Source organism: Sinomicrobium pectinilyticum (assembly GCF_003725735.1).
Classification (GTDB): domain Bacteria; phylum Bacteroidota; class Bacteroidia; order Flavobacteriales; family Flavobacteriaceae; genus Sinomicrobium; species Sinomicrobium pectinilyticum.
Window position 1 is genome coordinate 1 of the sequence record NZ_RJTM01000043.1, and the last position, 20227, is coordinate 20227.

A 20227-nucleotide genomic window follows, 5' to 3' on the forward strand; every position below is an offset into this window, starting at 1 on the left:
CCTGCAATACTCCCGTTTTTTCCGAAAGCGATGTTTTCTCCCCGGCTTGCCTTACGATAGCATACGGTATATTCTCCACCTTCTCCATTTGCCGCGACATCGTCTGTTTTTTCATATTCCTTGAGCCACGCGGGTAAACGGGTTACCCGGCTGTCCATAAGAACATAAATCCCGGAAGCTTTCAGGGTTACGAAACTACCTTGGAATTCCCTGTCTGCAAGTGATTTTGAAAAACGAAGGCGATCTGCCCCGAAAAGCCGGTAAGGCAGTCCGGAAAAAGTTGCAGGGCTGTCGGTATATACCTTCTGCCCCAGGTCTGACCAACTGACCAGTTCATAGTTTCCATCAGCCACGGCACTGGTCCTTATCCCGGTGATGTTGGGCGGAGACGCCGGTGCAGGGCCGGTCCCGGGATTATCCGCAGCAATGGCTATGCCTGCTATAATGGCCTGCCCGGAAGTAATTTCGGGAAATGATATTTTAATCTTTCCATGTGCGGAGCGGACCCTGAAAGTCTTTTTCACAGCACTGTCGTGCCCGGCTTCTTTCCAGATATCGAAATTACGGAGTACGGTACTGTCATTAACGGTTATATCGAAGTTGCGCCAGTTACTGCAATCGGCCTGCATTCCTGTTCCGTACCAGGGTTCGGTAAAATACAGCATTACCGTATACTCTCCCTCAGGTACGGGAAACTCATAACGAAGCCTGTCCATACCATAACGATAATGCTGAAACAGGGGCCAGTTGGCCGTACCGGACACGGGGTCGAAAGTCCTGCCCTGGCTGGCATAGAAATCGGGAAGGTTGTCAAAATCATCGGTCCAGGAAAGCGACCCCCAGGTGTTGTCCGCACCCTTATGTACATCGGCGGCCCATACATTGCCATAGGTATCGGTATATTCCGGTCCGCCTGCATTGACACGGTACAGGTAGTTTTTACCCTCTTCGGGCAGGAGGATATCGCCGGGGGCTTCTTTCCGTTGCTCCAGGCCGGGAGCTTCGGGAAGGTGATGAAGCATTACCATGTCCGTCACAACTTTCCGCCCTTTCTCATACCCCACGGCATACAGTACATTATACTTTACAGGTATGTTATCCCATTGAAAATGTTTCCCCCGGCCCGGATTTTTCTTTCTGCCAAGGGAAACCTTACCGGTATCGTTAAACAGTTCTACTTCCTCACAGTTAGAATACACCACAATACTATCCTTCGTACCGGCGCTCGTCCACCTGTCCGGCCAGGAGTGCGATACGATATAGGCCATTGGGTTTTTATCCGCCGGGACGTAGTTGGCCATATACATATAATAGGCATCGAGAGGTTCTCCCCATACGGTAAACAGGCCCTTGTAGTTTACCGGGCCTACACGGTCTATATCCCGCCATCCTTCCCCGTTCTGAATACGGCCGGGATTTTCGTGGGAGGAGAACAACCACTGAAACTGTCCGGCTACTTTATCTTTTGCGGATTCGGCCTGTGCTACCTTGATCTCCATAAGCTGGGAAAAGCGCTCTTCGGTATAATCTCCTTTCTGTCGGAAAGGGCCTTCGCCATGCAACCCGGCAGTGCGCCAGGCGCCATACTCGCCATTGAGCCATTCTTTGCTGAGCTCGGCCCCGTAGTTGAACGGATCTCCTCCGTAGGTACCCGACCAGTTTTGTACTACATTCCAATCTGTCCCTTCTCCCCCGTTACAGGTCGTAACCAGTCTTTGGGCGGATGCGGTCGGGTCCAGTTGCCGTATGATTTCCGTACATTCCCGTGCAAATGCTTCGGGAATGACACTTTCGTTCTGTAATCCCCAGAGTACCACGGAAGGGCTGTTCCTCCGTTCGCGTATCCATTGTTTCAGGAGTTTTTTAAAGTTTTCGCGAAATTCCGGGGTGTCGTACCAGATATGTGCCGAAAACTGGCTCCAGAACAGTAATCCCTCCTGGTCCAGATGCTGCTGGTACCGCAGGTTATGCGGCTGATGTGCTTCGCGGAAGGCGTTAAACCCGGCAGCCTTGACCTGGTCTATACGTGCCTCAACCTGTGTTGCGGTAAAGGCATGGCTTTTACCCGTCAGATGTTCGTATTCGCAGGTGCCGTTGATAAACAACGGTTTGCCGTTGAGATAAAAGCGCCCGTCGTCTCCTTCTCTACCTGCCGGCCAGCTGATCCAGCGTATACCATAAGGAGTGTCTACACTGTCTACAACCTTTCCGTCCTCCTTAATGACAGTGGACAACCGATACAAATAAGGGTTTTCGGGCGACCACAAATACGGGTGCTCTACTTCGAGTTCTGTTTTTCCGGTCTCCAGGACTTCTCCCTTTTTCAGCGATATGTCCTGAACGGACCTGGCCACGACATTGTCCATACTGTCCCGCAACGTATGTTCCAGTTGTATCCGGGCGTGTTTTTTACGGTAATTGTGTATTTCTGCCGTTACCCGGAGCCGGGCTTTTGCTTCGGATATCTTTTCACTGTTCCAGATATGTACACCGAACGGCTCTATACGGATATCCCCGGTAACGACAAGCGATACGGGACGGAATATCCCCATGGGCTGGGAGCCTTCGGAAAAGCCCCATTCACCGGAACATCCGCCACATACCCAGGGCAGGTCGGTAATAAAGGAGGGATGCCCGGCTTTTACGGCTATGATATTGGGTTTCCCCGCATGTATAACATCGGTAATATCCAGGGTGAACGTGGTTCGCCCACCCTGGTGTTCTCCTGCTTTCTGCCCGTTTACCCACACGGTAGCATAAGACCCGACACCTTCGAAGAACAGGAAATAGCGCTTGTTCTTTTCTTTCTTGTCCAGCAACAATTCGCGGCGGTACCAGGCCGTACCGTGACGGTTACCGTGCTTCATACGCCGGTATCCTTCGTAACGGTCCCAGTTGTGCGGTACGTTTACCTGCTGCCAGTTGCTGTCTTTATAATTGTTTCGGATAAAGGATGCTTCTCCGACCGTATCGTGACTTTCCCTGGCTATTGTTTTCCAATCTGCATTCAAGGAAATGACCCGGCGGACGAATTTTTCCTGTCCGGCAGACATTCCCGGAATGCAGCACCATAAACATATTAAAGCTAGTATTTTGTACATTTTTTTAATTTATAGTTGGACGGGTTTCGGGTTGCAAGTTCCAGGTTGCAGGTTGCAGGTTCCAGGTTGCAGGTTTCAAGTTGCAGGTTTCAAGTTGCAGGTTTCAAGTTGCAGCCATGGCGGAGGCGGCTGAGTGTTCCGGCTTTGCCGGAATGTATCGAAGCCCGGGTTGCCTGATAACTCATTAACCCAATAACTAATAAAACAACCAATCTATGGCTTTCTTCTCATCTGCCCCGACGAGCCCGGCGTCACGGTCTTTGATCTCCTGCTCCGCATCTATAAACCCGAGAATAAGGGCCCGGCCTTTGTCCAGCACCAGTTCGTTATCGCCGGCATCGAATGTATAGGTATGTATGTTTATTCTCGGCATATCTTTTACTTCCATTGCATTGGCTATGACTACTTCGGCTTCTCCCCGCAGGTTACCTGCCGCATTGGTTTCGAGTACGGGGGGTAATAAAAACCGCTTTTGATCGGTATTGAAGTACCCGACCACTACCTTTACCGGCTTGTCATTCCGAAATTTAAGGCGTGTACCCCGTTCTATCTGCTCTTCCTGCGATATACATACGCCTTTGAGCGCTTTAAGTTCGCCAGCTATCGCTGTAGCGGGTATTCCTTCATATACCTGCTGACCCTTCTTTACCGCATATCTTTTTGCTTCCTGTTGTAAGGTTACTTCTGCAGATATCCACGGCTTTACTTCTTCTTTCCGGAGTTTTCCGTCTTCGGATGCTTTAAGCCTTTCTATGTTTCTTTGAAGGTTAGCCAGTTCTCTTTCGTATAGCGGCAGCATTTCTTCCCAGGTTTTGTGCTTGCCATCGTCTCCGCCTATCGGTATACGTCTTTGTGCGGTTTGCATACTGTTAGCATACAAGTAATTATCTTTAGTTAATTCTACTAATTCTTTATAGTGCACTATACTCTTTTCCAGCGGCTCTACGGCCTTTTCCAGGTCGATCAGGTCTTCGGAATTCTGGTACCGCAGTACGTGCTGCATGGATTTTACTTTCCACGAGAAGAAATTGGCAAAGGCCCTGTAGCAATACATATCGTTTTTAAGCCGTCCAAACTCTCGCTTGTTCTTAGTGACCCCGGCTTCGGCCTTTTCTATGGCCTCTACCGCTTTTTCTCCGTGTGCCGTGATTTCATTGATGATCTGTACGGGGGTCTCCCCGGTATGCTCCTCTCCTTTCCATTCTTTTTCGGCATACTCTATCAGCTTTTCCCCGACGGGGCCGCAGGATTCGTAAAACCCGGGATAAATATGGTATTTATATGGGTTCACCAATTGGCTGGCAAGCATACCGAGCAGCAGGGTTTGCCTGTTACCCTCGGTAATACCGAACCTTCTCAGCGTTTTCGGGGCTATTTCACCGGATTCTTCGTAGGCATCGAGAATGGCCTCGCCCTGTTCCCTGCCGGTCCCGTACATATCGGCCAGCATATTTCCCCAGTATGCTATTTCGTCTGCCCTTTTTCTTTCGCTTTTCCAGGCGTACCGCGCCCATGCTTTATACCATATCCAATCGCGCTCCATTTCGAGCAAACGGGGCTCGGTTTTATCGGCGGTATACGGCCAGTCCCAATAGGACGCCTGCGGGTAAAGGTGCAGTGCATTGGCCCCGTGAACGTGGTGCATCGCGAGTATGCTTTTCTGAATAAAGTCGGGCGAACCGTAACGGAAAGGTTCCAGGTTGGCCAGAATATGTACATTGGAAATGTGTACGGAACCCGCCTGGCTGAGTTTCTTGTGGATCTCCGACCACGGGCCGCGGGGCTCGTAAGTGGTGAGTGATTCCCCGTTATATTTATGGGTGGTATACAGGTTGCTGTACAGGGGCAGTGCGTGCTTCATAACCAACGGCACATCGGTGTCATGTGCCCTGAGAATAATGGGGGGCTCATCGGTCCTGCCCAAAGCTTTTAAACCGTCTTTAACCCCGGGAATGATGGTTTCGGTAAACCATTCCACATCGGTCTCTTTACCGCTCATGGCCTCTCCGAGGGCTACCAGAAGCCCTACGTTGGGATACTTCTCTATAAAAGCGGCAATGGACTTACGTGTATAATCGGCAATCAGCGGCGTTATGGGACGCTGCCTGTCCTGGGTTTTGATATCGTAGTGTTCGGCAAAGGGTTTGGATACGATAATGTTATAGAACATCTGTATTACCCAGATGCCCCTTTTGTTAGCTTCTTCGGTAAGGAAACGAAAGATCTCCTCGTTTTTTTTAAAGGTTTCTTCGTCTACTTCTACGGCAAAAGGATAGTCTTTCAGTTTTACCAGGGAGGCAAAAGGGTGGCCGTTCCACAGGTAAAGGGAGTTCATCCTGTTCTCCACCATATTGTCAAGGTATTTTATCCACAGGTCTTTATCGTAAAACCAGGGAAAGGTTTCCGAGGTATAGGGGTATTCGTATACGGTTCTCCCGGGAAGATAGGTGGGTTTCTGTACCCCGATACAACTACCGCGAAGCACCATTTCGGGAGCATCGGAGAAATCGAGCGTAAAGTCGACCTCACCGGATTCCCTGACCCTGTCCGCTATTTCCAATGCACCGTACAGCGCCCCGGACGGATCTGCACCTTCTACCTGCAACCCGTTTTTTGTTGCCGCAATGCGGAAACCTTCTTTCCGGAGCGAAGCATCTCCGGCATTCCGGATATAAATGGTTTTTACCTTCCCGGAAACCAGTGTGGTATCGGATGAAATACCGGTCTTATAACCTGCTTCCTGCAATGCTTCCGAGAGTTTCTCCACTCCGAATTGTATTCTCGGGGAGGCATTATCGTCGTATATGATGGTTACCTGCTTTTGCCGGGAACAGGACAGGAATATTATACTCAGAATAAGGAAAAAATACGGTATGTATGACCGGGTTTGTTGCATTTTGGTTTTATATTACAGGTTACAAGTTACAAGTTGCAGGTTGCAGGTTGCAGGTTTGTCGAAACGGAGGCGGCTGAGTGTTCCGGCGGAGCCGGAATGTACCGAAGCCCGAAGCCCCGGGTTGGTTGGAGGCACTCGTTGCAAACGAGCGCCAGGGGGTCTTACATCTAAAATCACGTTTTTACTGAAATACAGATTTCAGATAGGCTACATTGGCACCGTAGTTGGCTTTTACGTTCCTTACCATATTTACGTCCCTTGATCTTTCTACGATAAGCCATCCTTCCCACTTCATTTTGTCGAGGGTATGTTTTATGCCGGGCATATTTACCTGTTTATCGTTTTCCAGCCATACACCGTCCGTATTGGAACAGTGTATCTGGGCAATATGCTTTTTTCCGAGTATGCGAAGTTCCTTGCTGATATCTTTTCCATGTTTTATGGCATTGGCAAAATTGAAGGAACTTTTGATGTGGGGAGAATTAACTTCTTCCAGGAACTTCTTTTCTTCGGTGGCATCAAAAGAGGTTTCCACGGCGATAATCCCATCTATTTTACCTGCTTTTTCTCCGGCGCTTCGAAGTCTTTCCACGATTTTGGGGCGCAATTCGGGGTATTTTACCATATCGCCCTGTACACCGAGGGGCAAAAAGGCTATGTTGACATTCATTGCTTTCATGGTATTTACGCAATCCTGTACCATGCGGTCTACCGTAGGGCGTTCGGCAAAGGACTGGGCATAAAACCCGGACATGGCTACGGAACTGATATCCACACCGGTACTCCGGGAGGCTTCGAGGAACTGTTTTACCATGGCAGGATCGGACAGTTTACTGTCAAAAGTTTCCCTGGAGCCCAGTCCGCCCATATCCAGTTCTATACCGTCGGCATGGATCTCTTCGGCTAAGGAAAAGGCACTGAGCTTTTGTCTTTTAAGTATCATCCAGTCACAAACGGCTATTTTATACCGCTGCTTTCCGGTATTTGCGGTAAGTGCGTGTAAGGGGTTAGTGCATGCTCCGGCCACCACTATCCCCGCCGTAGCCAGGGAAGCGGTTTTCAGGAAGTCCCTGCGGTGGTTCTTTTTATGTTGGTTTTTCATTATTCGGGTTTTTTGGGTACTGGTTACGGTCGGTGGCTTCGATACACCCGTAGCTTCGCTCGGGCACTCAGCCACCTTTGTTCAATATACTTGTAGCTACGCTCAGACACTCAGCCACTTCTGTTCTGTCTTTTTCAGATTCTCTATAAGATTACAACGATGCTCCCAAGGAGGCTGAGTTTTCCGGCTCCTGGTCGGAATGTACCGAAACCCCAGGCCATATACCATTCTCTATAGGGTAAGACACCATTTTATCGGGGTCTACCTTTACGTATTTTATCTTTTCCCGTCTCCAGGTATAAACAATATGGATCATACCGTCCGCCCCCTGGATCACGGAGGGATAGGAATACTGACTGATCTCGGAATCTTCGAGAATCAGGGATGCTTCCCAGTTTACACCATCATCGGATAAGGAGACGTGCAAGGGCGTTCTCGGCCCTTTTACTTTTCCGTCCGGCGGCAACACGTGATTATATACCAGGAGATGCCTCCCGTCCTGCAGGGTTACGGCATCAGTACCCGAATTGTTATTCGGCAGGCTGAGCAACTCCCAGTCTGACCAGGTTTCTCCGTAGTCTTCGGACCACGACGTGGCCAGTGCCCTGTTCCGCGTGCGGCAAATGATCTGCAGTTTTCCGTTACCATGTGTAAGCACGCTGGGCTGAATGGCATTTATGGGTTCCGGTCCCCTGGGTATGGTATCGGTCATGCTCCACGTTTTTCCGAAATCGGAGGTGATCTCCATACGTACGTGCCAGCCGTTACCTTCGGTACTGGTTGGGCACACGAGGTTACCGTTTTCGACCAGGACGGGTTTATTCTTTACAGGCCCTATATAGCCATCGGGCAGTTCTTCGGGCTCGGACCAGGTCTTTCCGCCATCGGAAGAACTCATTTTTAACCCCCACCATTCGGAAGGTTTGGGACCTATTTTGTAGAACAGCAACAGGTCGCCGTTGGGAACCTGGTACAGGACGGGATTCCACGAAGGATAACGCAGGGTATCGTTAATAACGCCATTGGCCACTTCCACAGGTGTGCTCCAGCTGTCGCCGGTCTTACGGCTTACCCATACCCCCACATCGGGATTGCGCTCTTTGGTGCCACCGAACCATGCGGCCACCAATCCGTCCGGGGTTTCGGCTATAGTGGCGGCATGACAGGAAGGATATGGCGCTTCTTCGTAAATAAATTCGTCTGTTACGATACCTTTTCTCCAGGTTTCGTTCTCAGGAGGTGTTTTGGTTTTTGTCTTGCAATTGTACAAAGTCAATGCGACGCATACCAGCGCTGCAATACGTAAGGTTTTCATGTCTCTTTTTATTATTTTTTTAATAGTCATGCTTCAATAAGTTCAGCACAGGAATGAAACTCCTGCCTGACCGGCATGCAGGTTTGAAGATCAAAACAATCATTCTCCTATATGTATCAAGGATTATTTTAATCATGTCGGTTTCATCTTTTCTGTTTTATGCTATGATCTACCGCTGCTAATGTAAAAAATACATTTATTAAGGGTATCCTGCACTGTCCCGATTTTACCGTGTTATCCGTCAATCCGGATAGTGTAAGTCCCCGGAGGTAGTTCAGCAATGATTTTTCCCTGTTCCCGGCGATAGTCTGTTCCGCTGCTGTTTAATTTTTTCTTATTGATCTTCACTTTTTCTGCTTCTTCCCCGGGAAGGTGTACTTCTGCCGATGCGTCCGGCGGAACGGTTACCTGCCATTCCAGCTTCCTTCCTTTTTTGTGCCAATGGCTTCCGATCTGTCCTCTCACGGAATTATAGGTTGCGGATACTTTATCCAAACCACTGTTAAAGGCCGGCTTCATTATTATTTTCCCGAACCCCGGAAAACCCGGGGCGCTTTTAATTCCGGCGAGATCCTCGTAATACCACACCAGCAGGTCACCGAGCAGCATAACGTGGTTCTGTGAGTTCATTTTCGGGCTGGCGGTGTTACCGTTCCACAGTTCCCATATGGTTGTGGCCCTGTTTTCTACCATATAGCCCCAGCTCGGATACGTGGTATTGGAGGCCAGCTTATAAGCAAGGTCTGCCCTGCCGTAACGGGTAAGGGTTCGCATAAGGAATTGCGTTCCTATGACCCCCGTACTGATGTGACCGTTATTGGTTTTTTCTATGGTGCGGATGATGTTATCAAAAACCTCCTTCTCCCTGTTTTCCGGGACCATACCAAAGGTTAAAGGCAGAAGGTTTGCGGTAACGGTATTATTATCGTAATAGTTGTGCTCCGCATCGAAAAAACGTTGCTGAAAGGCCGTTGTCATTTTTTCCTTCAGGTTCTGATAATGCTCTAAATCTTTTTGCGGGGCATCGATAACACCGGCAAATTTTGTCATGAGCCGCAGAAGATGTACATAATAGGCCGTGGCCAGCAATACACCGTCTGTCTTACGTGCGGGGTCTTCGGAATGTATAAGCTCCAGGGACTCGGGGGGTACACACCAGTCGCCATACTTGTCTTTGGTCATAAGCCCTTCTTTGAGGTAGTTGGCTTCCATATATTGCATCCACTTTTTCATGGAAGGGTAATGGGCTTCCAGGGCCCTGGTATCTCCATAATGGGAATACAACATATCGGCTACCGTAAAATATGTAGCGGGCCAGGTGACATTATCCCCGTAATACCGCCAGAAAGCGGGGGCTACATCGGGAATGCCTCCGTCATCGGTCTGGGCCTTTTGTATATCGTCGAGCCACTTGGCATAAAGCGTGGCATTGCCAAAGACAAAGCTTTCCCCGTAGGCCCCGGTAGCGCGGTCCCCGAGCCAGGGCTGTCGTTCGTTGCGTTGCGGACAATCGACCGGCATTCCTTTATAATTACCTCTTATTCCCCAATAGGCATTCTCAAAAACCCGGTTGAGGGTGACATCGGAAGTTTCGAATGTCCCGGTTGTTTCCATCGCATCATACACTACTTCTCCTTTGAAGTTTTCCAAATCGGGATCGCCGGGAAAGCCCGTTATTTCCACATACCGGAAACCGTGGTAAACGAAAGCGGGATGCCATGTTTCTTCCCCGTCCCCTTTCAGGGTATAGACATCGGTTACTCTGGCATCGCGAAGATTTTCGGTATAGAGCGATCCGTCTTCCCCGAGCGATTCGGAAAAACGCAGGGTTACCTGGTCTCCGGCATTTCCGCTGACTTTAATACGCAGCCAGCCTACCATGTTCTGCCCCATATCGAGAATATACTTATCGCCCTTACGCTTTATGGCGACGGGATCTATCGTTTCCATAACACGCATACCCGGTGTCATCTGTGCCTCATAGAAACCGCCCGGCTCCTGTACGTAAGTGGCATTCAACCAACGGCTGTCATCATAACCGGCCCGGTTCCAGCCCGGCATTTCCCTGCGGGCATCGTATTCTTCCCCGTCGTATTCGTTATTGGTACGGATGGGGCCGTCGGCCGTGAGCTTCCAGCTTTCGTCGGTCTTAATGATCTCACGGGTCCCGTCGGTATACTCTATATCCAGTTGCATGGCCATTTTCGGGAAACCGAAAGTTTTTATCTTATAGGGCTTGTAATGCTGGCGCATGGTAAAGTACCTTCCGTTACCGAGTATGGCACCCAGGGCATTGATACCGGGTTGCAGTACGGCAGTGACATCATAGACGTTATACTTTACATTCTTAGTATAGTCGGTAGGTACGGGAGCCAGCACCTGGTCCCCTATCCTTTCACCGTTGATATACAGTTCGTACATGCCTAATCCCATAATATACACCCTGGCCCGGGCCACCTCTTTTTCCACTTCAATCTCTTTACGGAGATAGCGTGCGGACAAACGGGAAAACTGGTTTATACTGTCCCATCCAAAAGCTTTGTCCATACCAATCCACCGGGTGGATTTCCATTCGGCATAATTCAGTATTCCCATACTCCAGTAAGCCATATCGCTCCAGGGGCTTTCGCCTTCCGGTGTCCATACTTTTACCTTCCACCAGGCTTGCTGCTTGCTATGCAGGGGCTTGCCCCGATAAGGGACATACCATGCATTTTGGTCCTGTACCCTGCCGCTGTCCCAGAGGTCTGCTTCATTGTTTTCGAGCTTCTCACGGGTAGACGCAACCATGATCCTGTAAGCTGTGCGATGCCCGCCTGTTTTACCGGGCCGCAAGCGCCAGCTCAACCTGGGATGCACAACATCGATACCCAGCGGATCGGTAAGCATCTCACACCGGAGGTCGGTTATGGCGATACCGGGACCATCCGTGGCTGCAAAGATGGTAGTCAGGCTCACTAAACAGTATATCAGGCAAAGAATACGGATATGCATGGTGTTTGTATTTGTTTCTTATTCTTATATTTCTTTTTACACTACAAAACTTCCAAACTAGTGCTCGTTTAAGCAAGGCGGAAACGAGTACTTATTATAAAGTGCGTTTGCAACGCGCATGAAAGCCGGATAAATCGACACTCGTTGCAAACGAGCGCCAGATCGGTGCATGTTATTTGTTTTTATTCTGTTATAATCTTCTCCAATTGCCCGGTTGAAGCTATTTCCTTTCCGTTGCGGAATACACGAAAGCCTTTGCCTTTATGGTATTTCTCCCCGGTTTTATCCCACAGGATGGTGAGAATGTCTCCGTGATACAGTACATTATCCAGGCAAAACCAGTCCCATGTATCCCGAGGGATAAGCGGGCTCACTTCTATTTTGTTGTCTCCTCTCGGGCGTAGCCCTATAAGCCCGTTAATGATCAGGTCGTTAAATGTGGAATGATTATAATACCTGCTCCTTTCCCAGTCTCCCATAAGCCAGTACCCTGTGGTCTCGTCCAGGTATTCGCCGATATACGGCCTGCCACGATAATACTGGCTTTCGACATACAGGTTCATGTGTTTGAAATAATCTTCCTTATTTATGTAATCCTGCTTATACCCGTTGAGTACATTGGCCATGGCCGTCAGAGTCTGGGCAGTGGCAAAAGGCCATACGGCGCCGTCCCATTCGCAGGTTCCCGTACCGTGGGTACGGAAGCGGGGGCTTCGTCGTTCGGCGGTAGTAAGGCCGAAAGGAGCGAGAAAACCTTCCTCTTCTTTCACTTGCTGCCACGCTTCTTCATAACCCTTACCCTGTTCCGGGAGGTTAAAATACCAGGGAATAAATCCTATAGCTTCCCTTACGTTTGCTGAGCTATCGGCCTGTGTATAGGTTTCGAAAAAACGATCGGAACTGTTCCATAGGGTCTTTTGGATTAATTGTCGGAGGGTATCCGCTTTTGCATCGTACAGCCCCGCAAGCCCGGCATCGCCTTTCAGCCTGGCTATGCCGGCAATAGCCCGTGCATTACCATACATATAACTGTTTATGGTAGGACGTGCATTTCGCTCATGACGGCTCCCGCTCAGGGATTCTTCCATACCGTCCTTAACATCATTCTGCCAAAACAACCCGTCGGGACGCCCCCGGTCTTTTTCCCATGCCTTGTACTCATTGAGCAGGTCGGGAAGCATATCGAGAAGGAAATCCTTATCCCCGTTTACCAGGTAAAGATCATAGAGGGAAGATGCCGTCCAGCTGCTGAAAGAGCGTAATTTTTTCATGGGGGCCCCTTCATTTCCACGGTACCATACATGTACGTTCTGCTCTATATATCCGGGATTGTGCAACCAGCGGAATTCGCGAATGTGATGCCCGAGGGCACAACTGATGAGGTTGTACTTATCGGCATACGAACGCTCTACAAGGAACTCGGTAATACCATAGCCCCGGGGGGTGTCTTTAATATGTTTGCGCACACTCCACCAGCGGTAATAATACATTTCCTCGAAATTATCCTGCGGGCACTGGAATAAAGGGATATTCTCTTTCATCCATGCCCAGGCGCTGTCGTTGGGTATGGCCTGACGAATGTTCTCATCTTCCATACGGTTAAAATAGGCTGCATAATGTGCAAAATCTTCTGCTTTCAGGACAGCCGGTTTACCGGCCTGTCCGTCCGTACCGCAACTGAGTGTCGTAGTGATAATGGTGATGAAGATGTATTTAAGGATGGGTTTCATTTTTAGTTACAGGTTACAGGTTACAAGTTTCAGGTTTCAGGTAACAGGTTTTAAGTTTGGCCTTTGATAAACTCAGGATAAACTAAAGCGGAAGGGCAGGTTTTCAAAGCCTTTACGAAGGTGGCTGAGTGCTTCCGCCCGAAAGGCGGAAGTGTACCGAAGCCACCGTCCTACCCTCCATACACCGTATATGTTTTTCCTGCAACGGTTTGCAGGTCATATTCTTTATACCGGGGTAACTTTACCTTGTTTAGTTTAGACTTATCGGCTATAACCGGATCGGCTATATCGGGAACCGCGAAAAACGGGTTGGTGTTTTTCCCTTTTGCCCTTTTCAGGTTTTCTCCTTTTAACCCGGTTACGGAACGCAATCTCAGGTTCCCCCCGTTTCCGGATGTTATGGTGGCTTTGTGAAGCTTACCGTTTTTCCAGGTCATATCGAGTATAAACCCTCCGCGGGTTACGAGTCCTTTGACCTCACCGTCTTTCCATGCCGAAGGCAATGCCGGAAGCAGGTGCACGGCACCTTCCTGGCTTTGTACGAACATTTCGGCTATACCGGCTATGCAGCCGAAGTTACCGTCGATCTGGAACGGAGGGTGTGCGTCGAGCATATTGGCATAGGTTCCGCCACCCTTTTTTCCCGGGACTACCAGGCTGAGCTGATCCTGCAAAAGCTTATAGGCATGATCACCATCGAGCAGCCTGGCCCACAGGCACACTTTCCACCCCATAGACCACCCGGTGGATTTATCCCCACGAAACTTTAAGGATGTTTTTGCGGCATCGAACAGTTCCGGGGTGCGGAAGGGGGAAATCTGGTTACTGGGGAACAGTCCGTAGAGGTGCGACACATGCCGGTGTTTATCTTCGGGATCGTCCCAATCGTGCATCCATTCCTGCAACTGGCCGTGTTTTCCTATCTGCATGGGTGCAAGCCTGGCTTTAGCTGCGGCCAGCTGCGATATAAAGTCCCGGTCCGTACCCAATATCGCGGCTGCTTCGCCGACATGGGTAAACAGGTCGAACACCAGCTGGTTATCCATCGTAGTCCCTGCCGCTACGGACGCCTTTCCGTCGTTAGCAGCATGGGTATTTTCCGGGGAAACCGAGGGCACTACCACCAGCCAGCCATGCTCGGGGTGTGGTACCATAAAGTCAAGGAAAAACCGGGCCGATCCTTTCATTACAGGGTATATTTTTTCCAGGTATTCTTTGTCTCCCGTAAATAGATAACGGTCCCATAAGTCCTGACAAAACCACGCTCCGCCGGTGGGCCACATTCCGGATGCAGCCATGTCTATTGCCCCGGTAAAGCGCCATATATCGGTGTTGTGGTGCAGTACCCAACCGTCGGCATCATACATGACCCTGGCGGTTTCTTTCCCGCTTTCGCTCACTTCTACGGCCATCTGTACAAAGGGTTCGTGCATTTCGGTGAGATTGGTGGAGTGTGCCGGCCAGTAGTTCATTTCGGCATTGATATTTACGGTGTATTTACTTTCCCAGGGCGGAAAAAGCATATCGTTCCATATTCCCTGCAGGTTGGCGGGTTGTCCGCCCGGTTGTGAACTGGATATCAGCAGGTACCTGCCGAATTGAAAATAGAGGGCCGCAAGCTGCGGATCGGACACTTCCGAAAAGTTCCTGATCCGTTGATCGGTAGGTAGTTTTGCGGCATCGGTGATACCGAGATCGAGAGATACCCTGTCCATAAATTTTCGGTAATACGCGATATGTGCGGAACGGATATTGTCGAAATCTTGAGCCAGGGCTTTTTGGAGAAGGTTCCTACTCTTTTGCTCCTGGTCTACGGACAGTTCTTTATAGTTCTTAAAATTGGTGGCTATGGAGATATACAGGGTAGCTTCGTCTACGTTGTCGAAACTCATAATACCGTTCTGTACAGTAATTTTTCCTCCCCGGTGCGTTGCCGCCAGCCGCCCCATAAATTTGACTCTTCCTTTTTGCCCTTCTACCGTACTGCTAACCCCAGAAAGGACTAGCTGGTCTTCGTTGGCATAAGGGTCGGTATGATCGAACGGACTGTTCATGGAAAGATTACAGGTAATACTTCCCGGTTTGTCAGCAGAGAGCTTAACAGCTATAACATCGGTCCTGAAGGCGGTAATAATCTCTCTCGTATAGGTTACATCGCCCGCTTTATATTTTACGGTAGCCGTAGCATTGGCAATATCCAGGTCCCGATAATAATCGGTATACGCCGCATGCCCGGGAAAGGAAATATACAAACTGCCAAAGGTCTGGTAAGGCATCCCGTTATTGGTTGTAGCCATCATTTCCTTGTTGACCAGGGCGTCGGCTTCCTTATATTTCCCTTCGAAAATAAGTTTCCTCACCTCGGGCAATGCCTTCAGTGCTTCGGGATTGGCATTGTTATTCGGCGATCCGGCCCATATGGTTTCTTCATTCAGTTGAAGGCGCTCCATGGCAGGATCTCCGAATACCATGGCCCCGAGCCTGCCGTTTCCGAGCGGAAGGGCTTCATTCCAGTTCGATGCCGGTTTGTCGTACCAGAGTTTCATGGGGTTTTGCGGGGATTGTGCATACGTAGCAAGAGCTCCGGTACAAAAGATTAATAGTAGTACGATGTGTGATAGTTTCATCGGGATTATTATTTATGTATGTTTTTGAATTTATTCTGTCTTTCGAGAGGCACCCCTCTGTCTTCGGCATTTCCCCTGAGGGGAAGAACTTTTATCTTTTCGATAGTTTTTTGTGATTTGTAAATTCCGAAGTGTTATAAGAACTTGTTTGAGTTGAATTCAGAATTCTTAAAACTTCGTCATTCGATATTCAGTATTCATCATTCGTTATTCCTTAAAGTACAAACTAATGGTTTATTTGTTGTTATTGTATTTTTTCATTTTTTTCTCCGAAAAGTTTATATAGTGCATTAATATCTTTTATGGCATTTTCCGGTAGTCTTTCCCCGTTGTCCCCGAATACTTTCAGGGTGTTCTCTTCTTCTATCACGCAAACGGATTCGTCTATTTCACCTTTGCTGTTCTGTACTTTTTTCAGGTCCAGACCGAGGTATTCTGCCATAAAACGATACACGGCCATTCGTTTGGATTTCCCGTAATCGTGACCTTCGTCGGGGAGATGGGCATTGGTAACGCGGTCTTTCTCTCCATAAAAACCATATGTGCGTTGTATGAAAGGAAACTCAAGCCCGGGTACGGCCTGTGTCCAGTCTTTTCCGTCAGATACGATGAGTTGTGGCCCTGGTGCTGCCATAGCGGCAATTTCTGCATTATTGGTACCGTCACCACAGAGGTGCAGGGGCTGGCCGCTCTCGCAGGGACAACCGCCGGAAAAATGAGAGGAAACCATAACTACGGGTGCAGACGCCTTTACCCTGTCGTCCAGTGCGGTGAGGAACATGGTATGGGAACCTCCGCCGGAACCTCCGGTAACTCCTACCCGTTCCGGGTCGGCATGCCGCAGGGTAAGCAGGTAATCCAGTAAACGCATGCCGTCCAGTACCTGTATGGTTGCCGCAATACTGTTGTGATGGTTTTCGTAAGGAAACTGCAATTGCGATTCTCCCCAACCAAACAGGTCAAAACCGGCCACTATAGCACCCATTCTCGCCAGGGTGGCACAACGTACCTGCTGGCTTTCCCGGTACCTTCCCTGGCCGAAATGCCCGTTGGGGCATATGATAACCGGGTGTTTTCCCTTCAGGGGATATGGTTTGTATACGGAGCCCGTGGCATATACTCCCGGGAGTATTTCAAGTGCGATATTTTCCACGCTATAGCCATCGTATATTCTTTTTTTGGTAAGAATAGGTTTGGTTCCGGGTGCTTCCGGGGCCTTATCGAGCCACAGGGCAGCATACATACAGCTTTTAAGGGAGTCCCTGCGTTTTTCCCAGCTCTCTTTATCACTATACAGGGTCTTCAGGTATTGCAGACGCTCTTCCCCCACGTTTACGGAACGCCGGGGATATTCGAACTTCCTGATGATGTAAACGGAATCGGACTCCTTAAAGAAAGTCAGGTCGAACGGGGCGAGGATATTGGTAAGGGATATTTCAGGATGTCCGTAGCGTATACGCCAGTCAGCATAGTCAAGGTTCTTGTCTTTCAGAAGTCCTCTTTCATCTTCAATATTTACATTAAATATACGCTCTATTTTATTAATAGTGTGCAAAATAGGTTGGTTATATTTACTATCGGAGTTTTGCGAAAACAATTCGCTGCCATATGCCAGAAGGAACAATAGTAATAAAAATGTCCTTCTTCCGGGCACAGCCTTCCTGCATTCTTTTTTTATCTTTTTATTGTCTTTCATAAGCTGTCTTTATGTGACGGTTCCCATGTATATTCTACCGTATATTTTCCTGAACCTAGATGGAACGAAGGCAGGTCACTATCGGTTAACCGGTCTTCTTCCCGTATGGTTTTCCCGTTCAGGGTTATCCCTTCGGGCCGGGCCCCGGGGAGTTTTACCGTTGCCGTGGTATTTGCCGGGATTTCGAATGTATACTTCACGGTGTTCCCTTCCCGGTGCCATTCGGAATGTATGGGGCCGTACATGGAATTGTACCCGGCTTTTACATATGTTAAATCGTCCGCAATTTCGGGTTGCAGGAAGAAATGACGGAAACCGGGTTTTTCTTTATCCGGGACGATGCCCCCAAGGCTGCGGAAAAACCATTCTTCTATCTGTCCCATCATAAAATGGTTTAGGGAATTTCCTTTGCGGGGGTCCCACTGCTCGGTAAGTGTTGTTAACCCAAACCTGATCTGGAACCCGTAACCGGGAGTATCGTAATGGTTGTGCATTTTATACAGCACGTCGTTATATCCGTTACGGGCAAGTACCTGGTACAGGTAGCGGTTTCCCACGTCACCGGTAGTCAGGCGATACCCGTGTTTCCGGATATCGGCCAGGAGGTTCTCCAGCACTTTCTGCCTGTTCTCTTCTTTTACGATATCCATAAAAAGCGGTACGGCATTACTGAACTGGCTGCCGGTGCCGTACTGTCCCGTTGCGGGGTCGAAAAACTCCCGGTTGAAAGCCTTGCGGATCGTTTCTGCAAGATTTTTATATTTTCGGGCATCTTCTGTTTTACCAAGCATCCCGGCTGCCCTGGCAACCAGTTTGGTCCCCATGAAATAATGGGATGTGGCAGACAGGGCAACAGGACTGTTTTTGGAATATCCTGCGGCATGCTCACCGTAATCGTACCAGTCTCCCAGCCCGTGCGATACGATATGGTCTGTGGCGGTAGTCGTAAGGTAATCGACATACTTTTTCATTACGCGGTAGTACTTTTCTATAAGGGATGCATCGCCATAGTATTCGTAATACATCCAGGGCAGCATAACTCCCGCCACTCCCCATTCGGGCGAATCGGAAAAATCCCCTCCGAAAACAATATATTCGGGTGCTATACTGGGAATGAGCCCGTCCGGCCGTTGCGCATCGGCTATGTCCTGCATAATCTTCGGGATAAAGGTCCTCAGGTCGTAATTGTAAATAAGCCCCGGGCCGTTAAGGTGGGTTTCTTCGAGCCAGCCGAGCTTCTCGCGATGCGGACAGTCGGTAAAAACACTCTGGAAATTACTTTTCACGGCATTGTCGATAAGCTGGTGTGTACGGTTGAATATTTCGTTGGAAGAAGTAAAGCTACCGGTGTTTTCGGCGGAATTATATACAAAGAGCGACTTTACACCGGAAATGGTGGGCAGGGTGTCGTTGCGGGCTTCAAGGTAATTGGCTCCTTCGAGCTGGACGTACTGAAAACCATAATAACTGAACCTGGGGCGCCATGTTTCTTCGCCATCTCCCTTCAGGGTATATTGATAATAGTATGGCTTTCCGGAACCACCCTGTGCCACGGTACCGTCATCTCTGCGTGATTCTCCTACCCATATGCGTACGGTCTGTCCTTTTTTGCCTTTTACTTTAATTTCGGGAAAACCGGATATGTTCTGTCCCATATCCAGTACATATATACTGGGAAGGGGTTCGGTCTGTTCTTTTACGGTATACTCCCGCAACACTTTTACCGGTGGTGCGGTCTGCGGCCTTAATGTTCCTTCTGGGGCTTCCTGTATCACTACAGCTTTCCAACCGGTATCTACGAACCCGGGACGGTCCCAGCCGGGTTGTTCGAGCCGGGCATCGTAATCTTCACCTCCGAAAATACTGTTGAATACTACCGGGCTGTAATCGTATTTCCACGAACCATCGGAACGGACCACCTGTTCGGTTCCGTCTGTGTAGGTGATCTTCAGGCGGAAAAACAGGGTGGGCGGGCCAAAACTGACATAAAATTTGGAATATCGTCCTGCCAGGGTGTTGTACATGCCATTGCCGAGCATCACCCCCACGACATTTTCACCTTCGGCCAGCTGTGCGGTAACGTCATAGGTGTTGTAATACACGGTTTTATCATAGTCGGACCATAAAGGGGCAAACTCACTATCTCCTGTTCTCTCCCCGTTGATAGTGAGTTCGTACTGCCCCAATCCACTTATGAAAACTATGGCTTCTTTTACTTTTTTATCGTTTTTCCACGTTTTTCGAAGCAGGATACTTCTACCGGCCAGGGAGTCGGCGGCGGCAACAATGGAATCTCTTTTTTTCTTTTTAAGGGTCGGGGTATGGAAGTCCCGGCCCTCAGGCAGCCGGCTGTCCTCTTTCCGGATTGCCCCTATCCAACCGGCTTTCAAGGTATTTTGTTCCGGGGCCTGGTACCAGGTGTTTACCGCACTCCAGGGAGATTCGTTCCCCCGGTTGTCCCATATTTTTACTTTCCAGTAATAATACTGCTCTTCCTGCAGGGGATTGCCTTTAAAAGGCACCCACTGGCTTTCTGCCGTGTTTACCGTACCGCTATCCCATACATCACCCTCTCCTTTTTCCAGTTTTTCCCTGGTGGTGGCTACCAGGATGCGATAAGCGGTTTGCAGGACGTCTGTTCCGGATGCCTGTAACTGCCAGCCCAATCGGGGATGTTGCGTATTAATGCCCATGGGGTTTGTCCCTGCTTCACAGGTAAGCCGTACCGCCTCCGGGAAAGTGCCTTCGGCTTCTCCGCATGCCGAT

9 protein-coding genes are annotated in these 20227 nt (G+C 49.3%); all 9 read right to left on the reverse strand.

Features of this window, described 5'->3' with window-relative positions:
* On the reverse strand, window positions 1–3101 hold a 3101-nt coding region (locus tag ED312_RS07425; protein WP_123215388.1), incomplete at its 3' end, for a malectin domain-containing carbohydrate-binding protein.
* Window positions 3102–3297: 196 nt separating this feature from the next.
* Complete coding sequence (locus ED312_RS07430; protein ID WP_123215380.1) at window positions 3298–5997, reverse strand: alpha-d-galacturonidase; 2700 nt, start codon at window positions 5995–5997, stop codon at window positions 3298–3300.
* 181 nt (window positions 5998–6178) lie between these two features.
* The gene (locus ED312_RS07435) at window positions 6179–7099 is read right to left on the reverse strand and encodes a sugar phosphate isomerase/epimerase family protein (protein ID WP_123215381.1); all 921 of its coding nucleotides are present in this window, start codon (window positions 7097–7099) and stop codon (window positions 6179–6181) included.
* 151 nt (window positions 7100–7250) lie between these two features.
* Window positions 7251–8414, reverse strand: a complete 1164-nt coding sequence (locus tag ED312_RS07440) for a sialidase family protein (protein WP_123215382.1) — start codon at window positions 8412–8414, stop codon at window positions 7251–7253.
* A gap of 234 nt (window positions 8415–8648) precedes the next feature.
* Window positions 8649–11408, reverse strand: coding sequence for an alpha-L-rhamnosidase (locus ED312_RS07445; RefSeq protein ID WP_123215383.1), 2760 nt, complete (start codon window positions 11406–11408; stop codon window positions 8649–8651).
* 182 nt (window positions 11409–11590) lie between these two features.
* Complete coding sequence (locus tag ED312_RS07450) at window positions 11591–13138, reverse strand: MGH1-like glycoside hydrolase domain-containing protein (protein WP_123215384.1); 1548 nt, start codon at window positions 13136–13138, stop codon at window positions 11591–11593.
* A gap of 170 nt (window positions 13139–13308) precedes the next feature.
* Entirely contained in the window at window positions 13309–15765 is a 2457-nt protein-coding gene (locus ED312_RS07455) for a glycoside hydrolase family 95 protein (RefSeq protein ID WP_123215385.1), read from the reverse strand.
* 244 nt (window positions 15766–16009) lie between these two features.
* On the reverse strand, window positions 16010–17461 hold the full coding sequence (locus ED312_RS07460) for an alpha/beta hydrolase family protein (protein WP_123215386.1): 1452 nt from the start codon (window positions 17459–17461) through the stop codon (window positions 16010–16012).
* Window positions 17458–20227, reverse strand: a 2770-nt coding sequence (locus tag ED312_RS07465; RefSeq protein WP_123215387.1) for a glycoside hydrolase family 78 protein, incomplete at its 5' end; no start/stop codon positions are given. The genes ED312_RS07465 and ED312_RS07460, both read right to left, overlap by 4 nt.

What these genes read in the sequence shown, in the direction of transcription:
- ED312_RS07435 (WP_123215381.1), bottom strand. Translation starts at nt 7,099, where the DNA reads ATGAAAAACCAACATAAAAAGAACCACCGCAGGGACTTCCTGAAAACC.
- ED312_RS07440 (WP_123215382.1), bottom strand. Translation starts at nt 8,414, where the DNA reads ATGAAAACCTTACGTATTGCAGCGCTGGTATGCGTCGCATTGACTTTG.
- ED312_RS07450 (WP_123215384.1), bottom strand. Translation starts at nt 13,138, where the DNA reads ATGAAACCCATCCTTAAATACATCTTCATCACCATTATCACTACGACA.
- ED312_RS07460 (WP_123215386.1), bottom strand. Translation starts at nt 17,461, where the DNA reads ATGAAAGACAATAAAAAGATAAAAAAAGAATGCAGGAAGGCTGTGCCC.
- ED312_RS07430 (WP_123215380.1), bottom strand. Translation starts at nt 5,997, where the DNA reads ATGCAACAAACCCGGTCATACATACCGTATTTTTTCCTTATTCTGAGT.
- ED312_RS07455 (WP_123215385.1), bottom strand. Translation starts at nt 15,765, where the DNA reads ATGAAACTATCACACATCGTACTACTATTAATCTTTTGTACCGGAGCT.
- ED312_RS07445 (WP_123215383.1), bottom strand. Translation starts at nt 11,408, where the DNA reads ATGCATATCCGTATTCTTTGCCTGATATACTGTTTAGTGAGCCTGACT.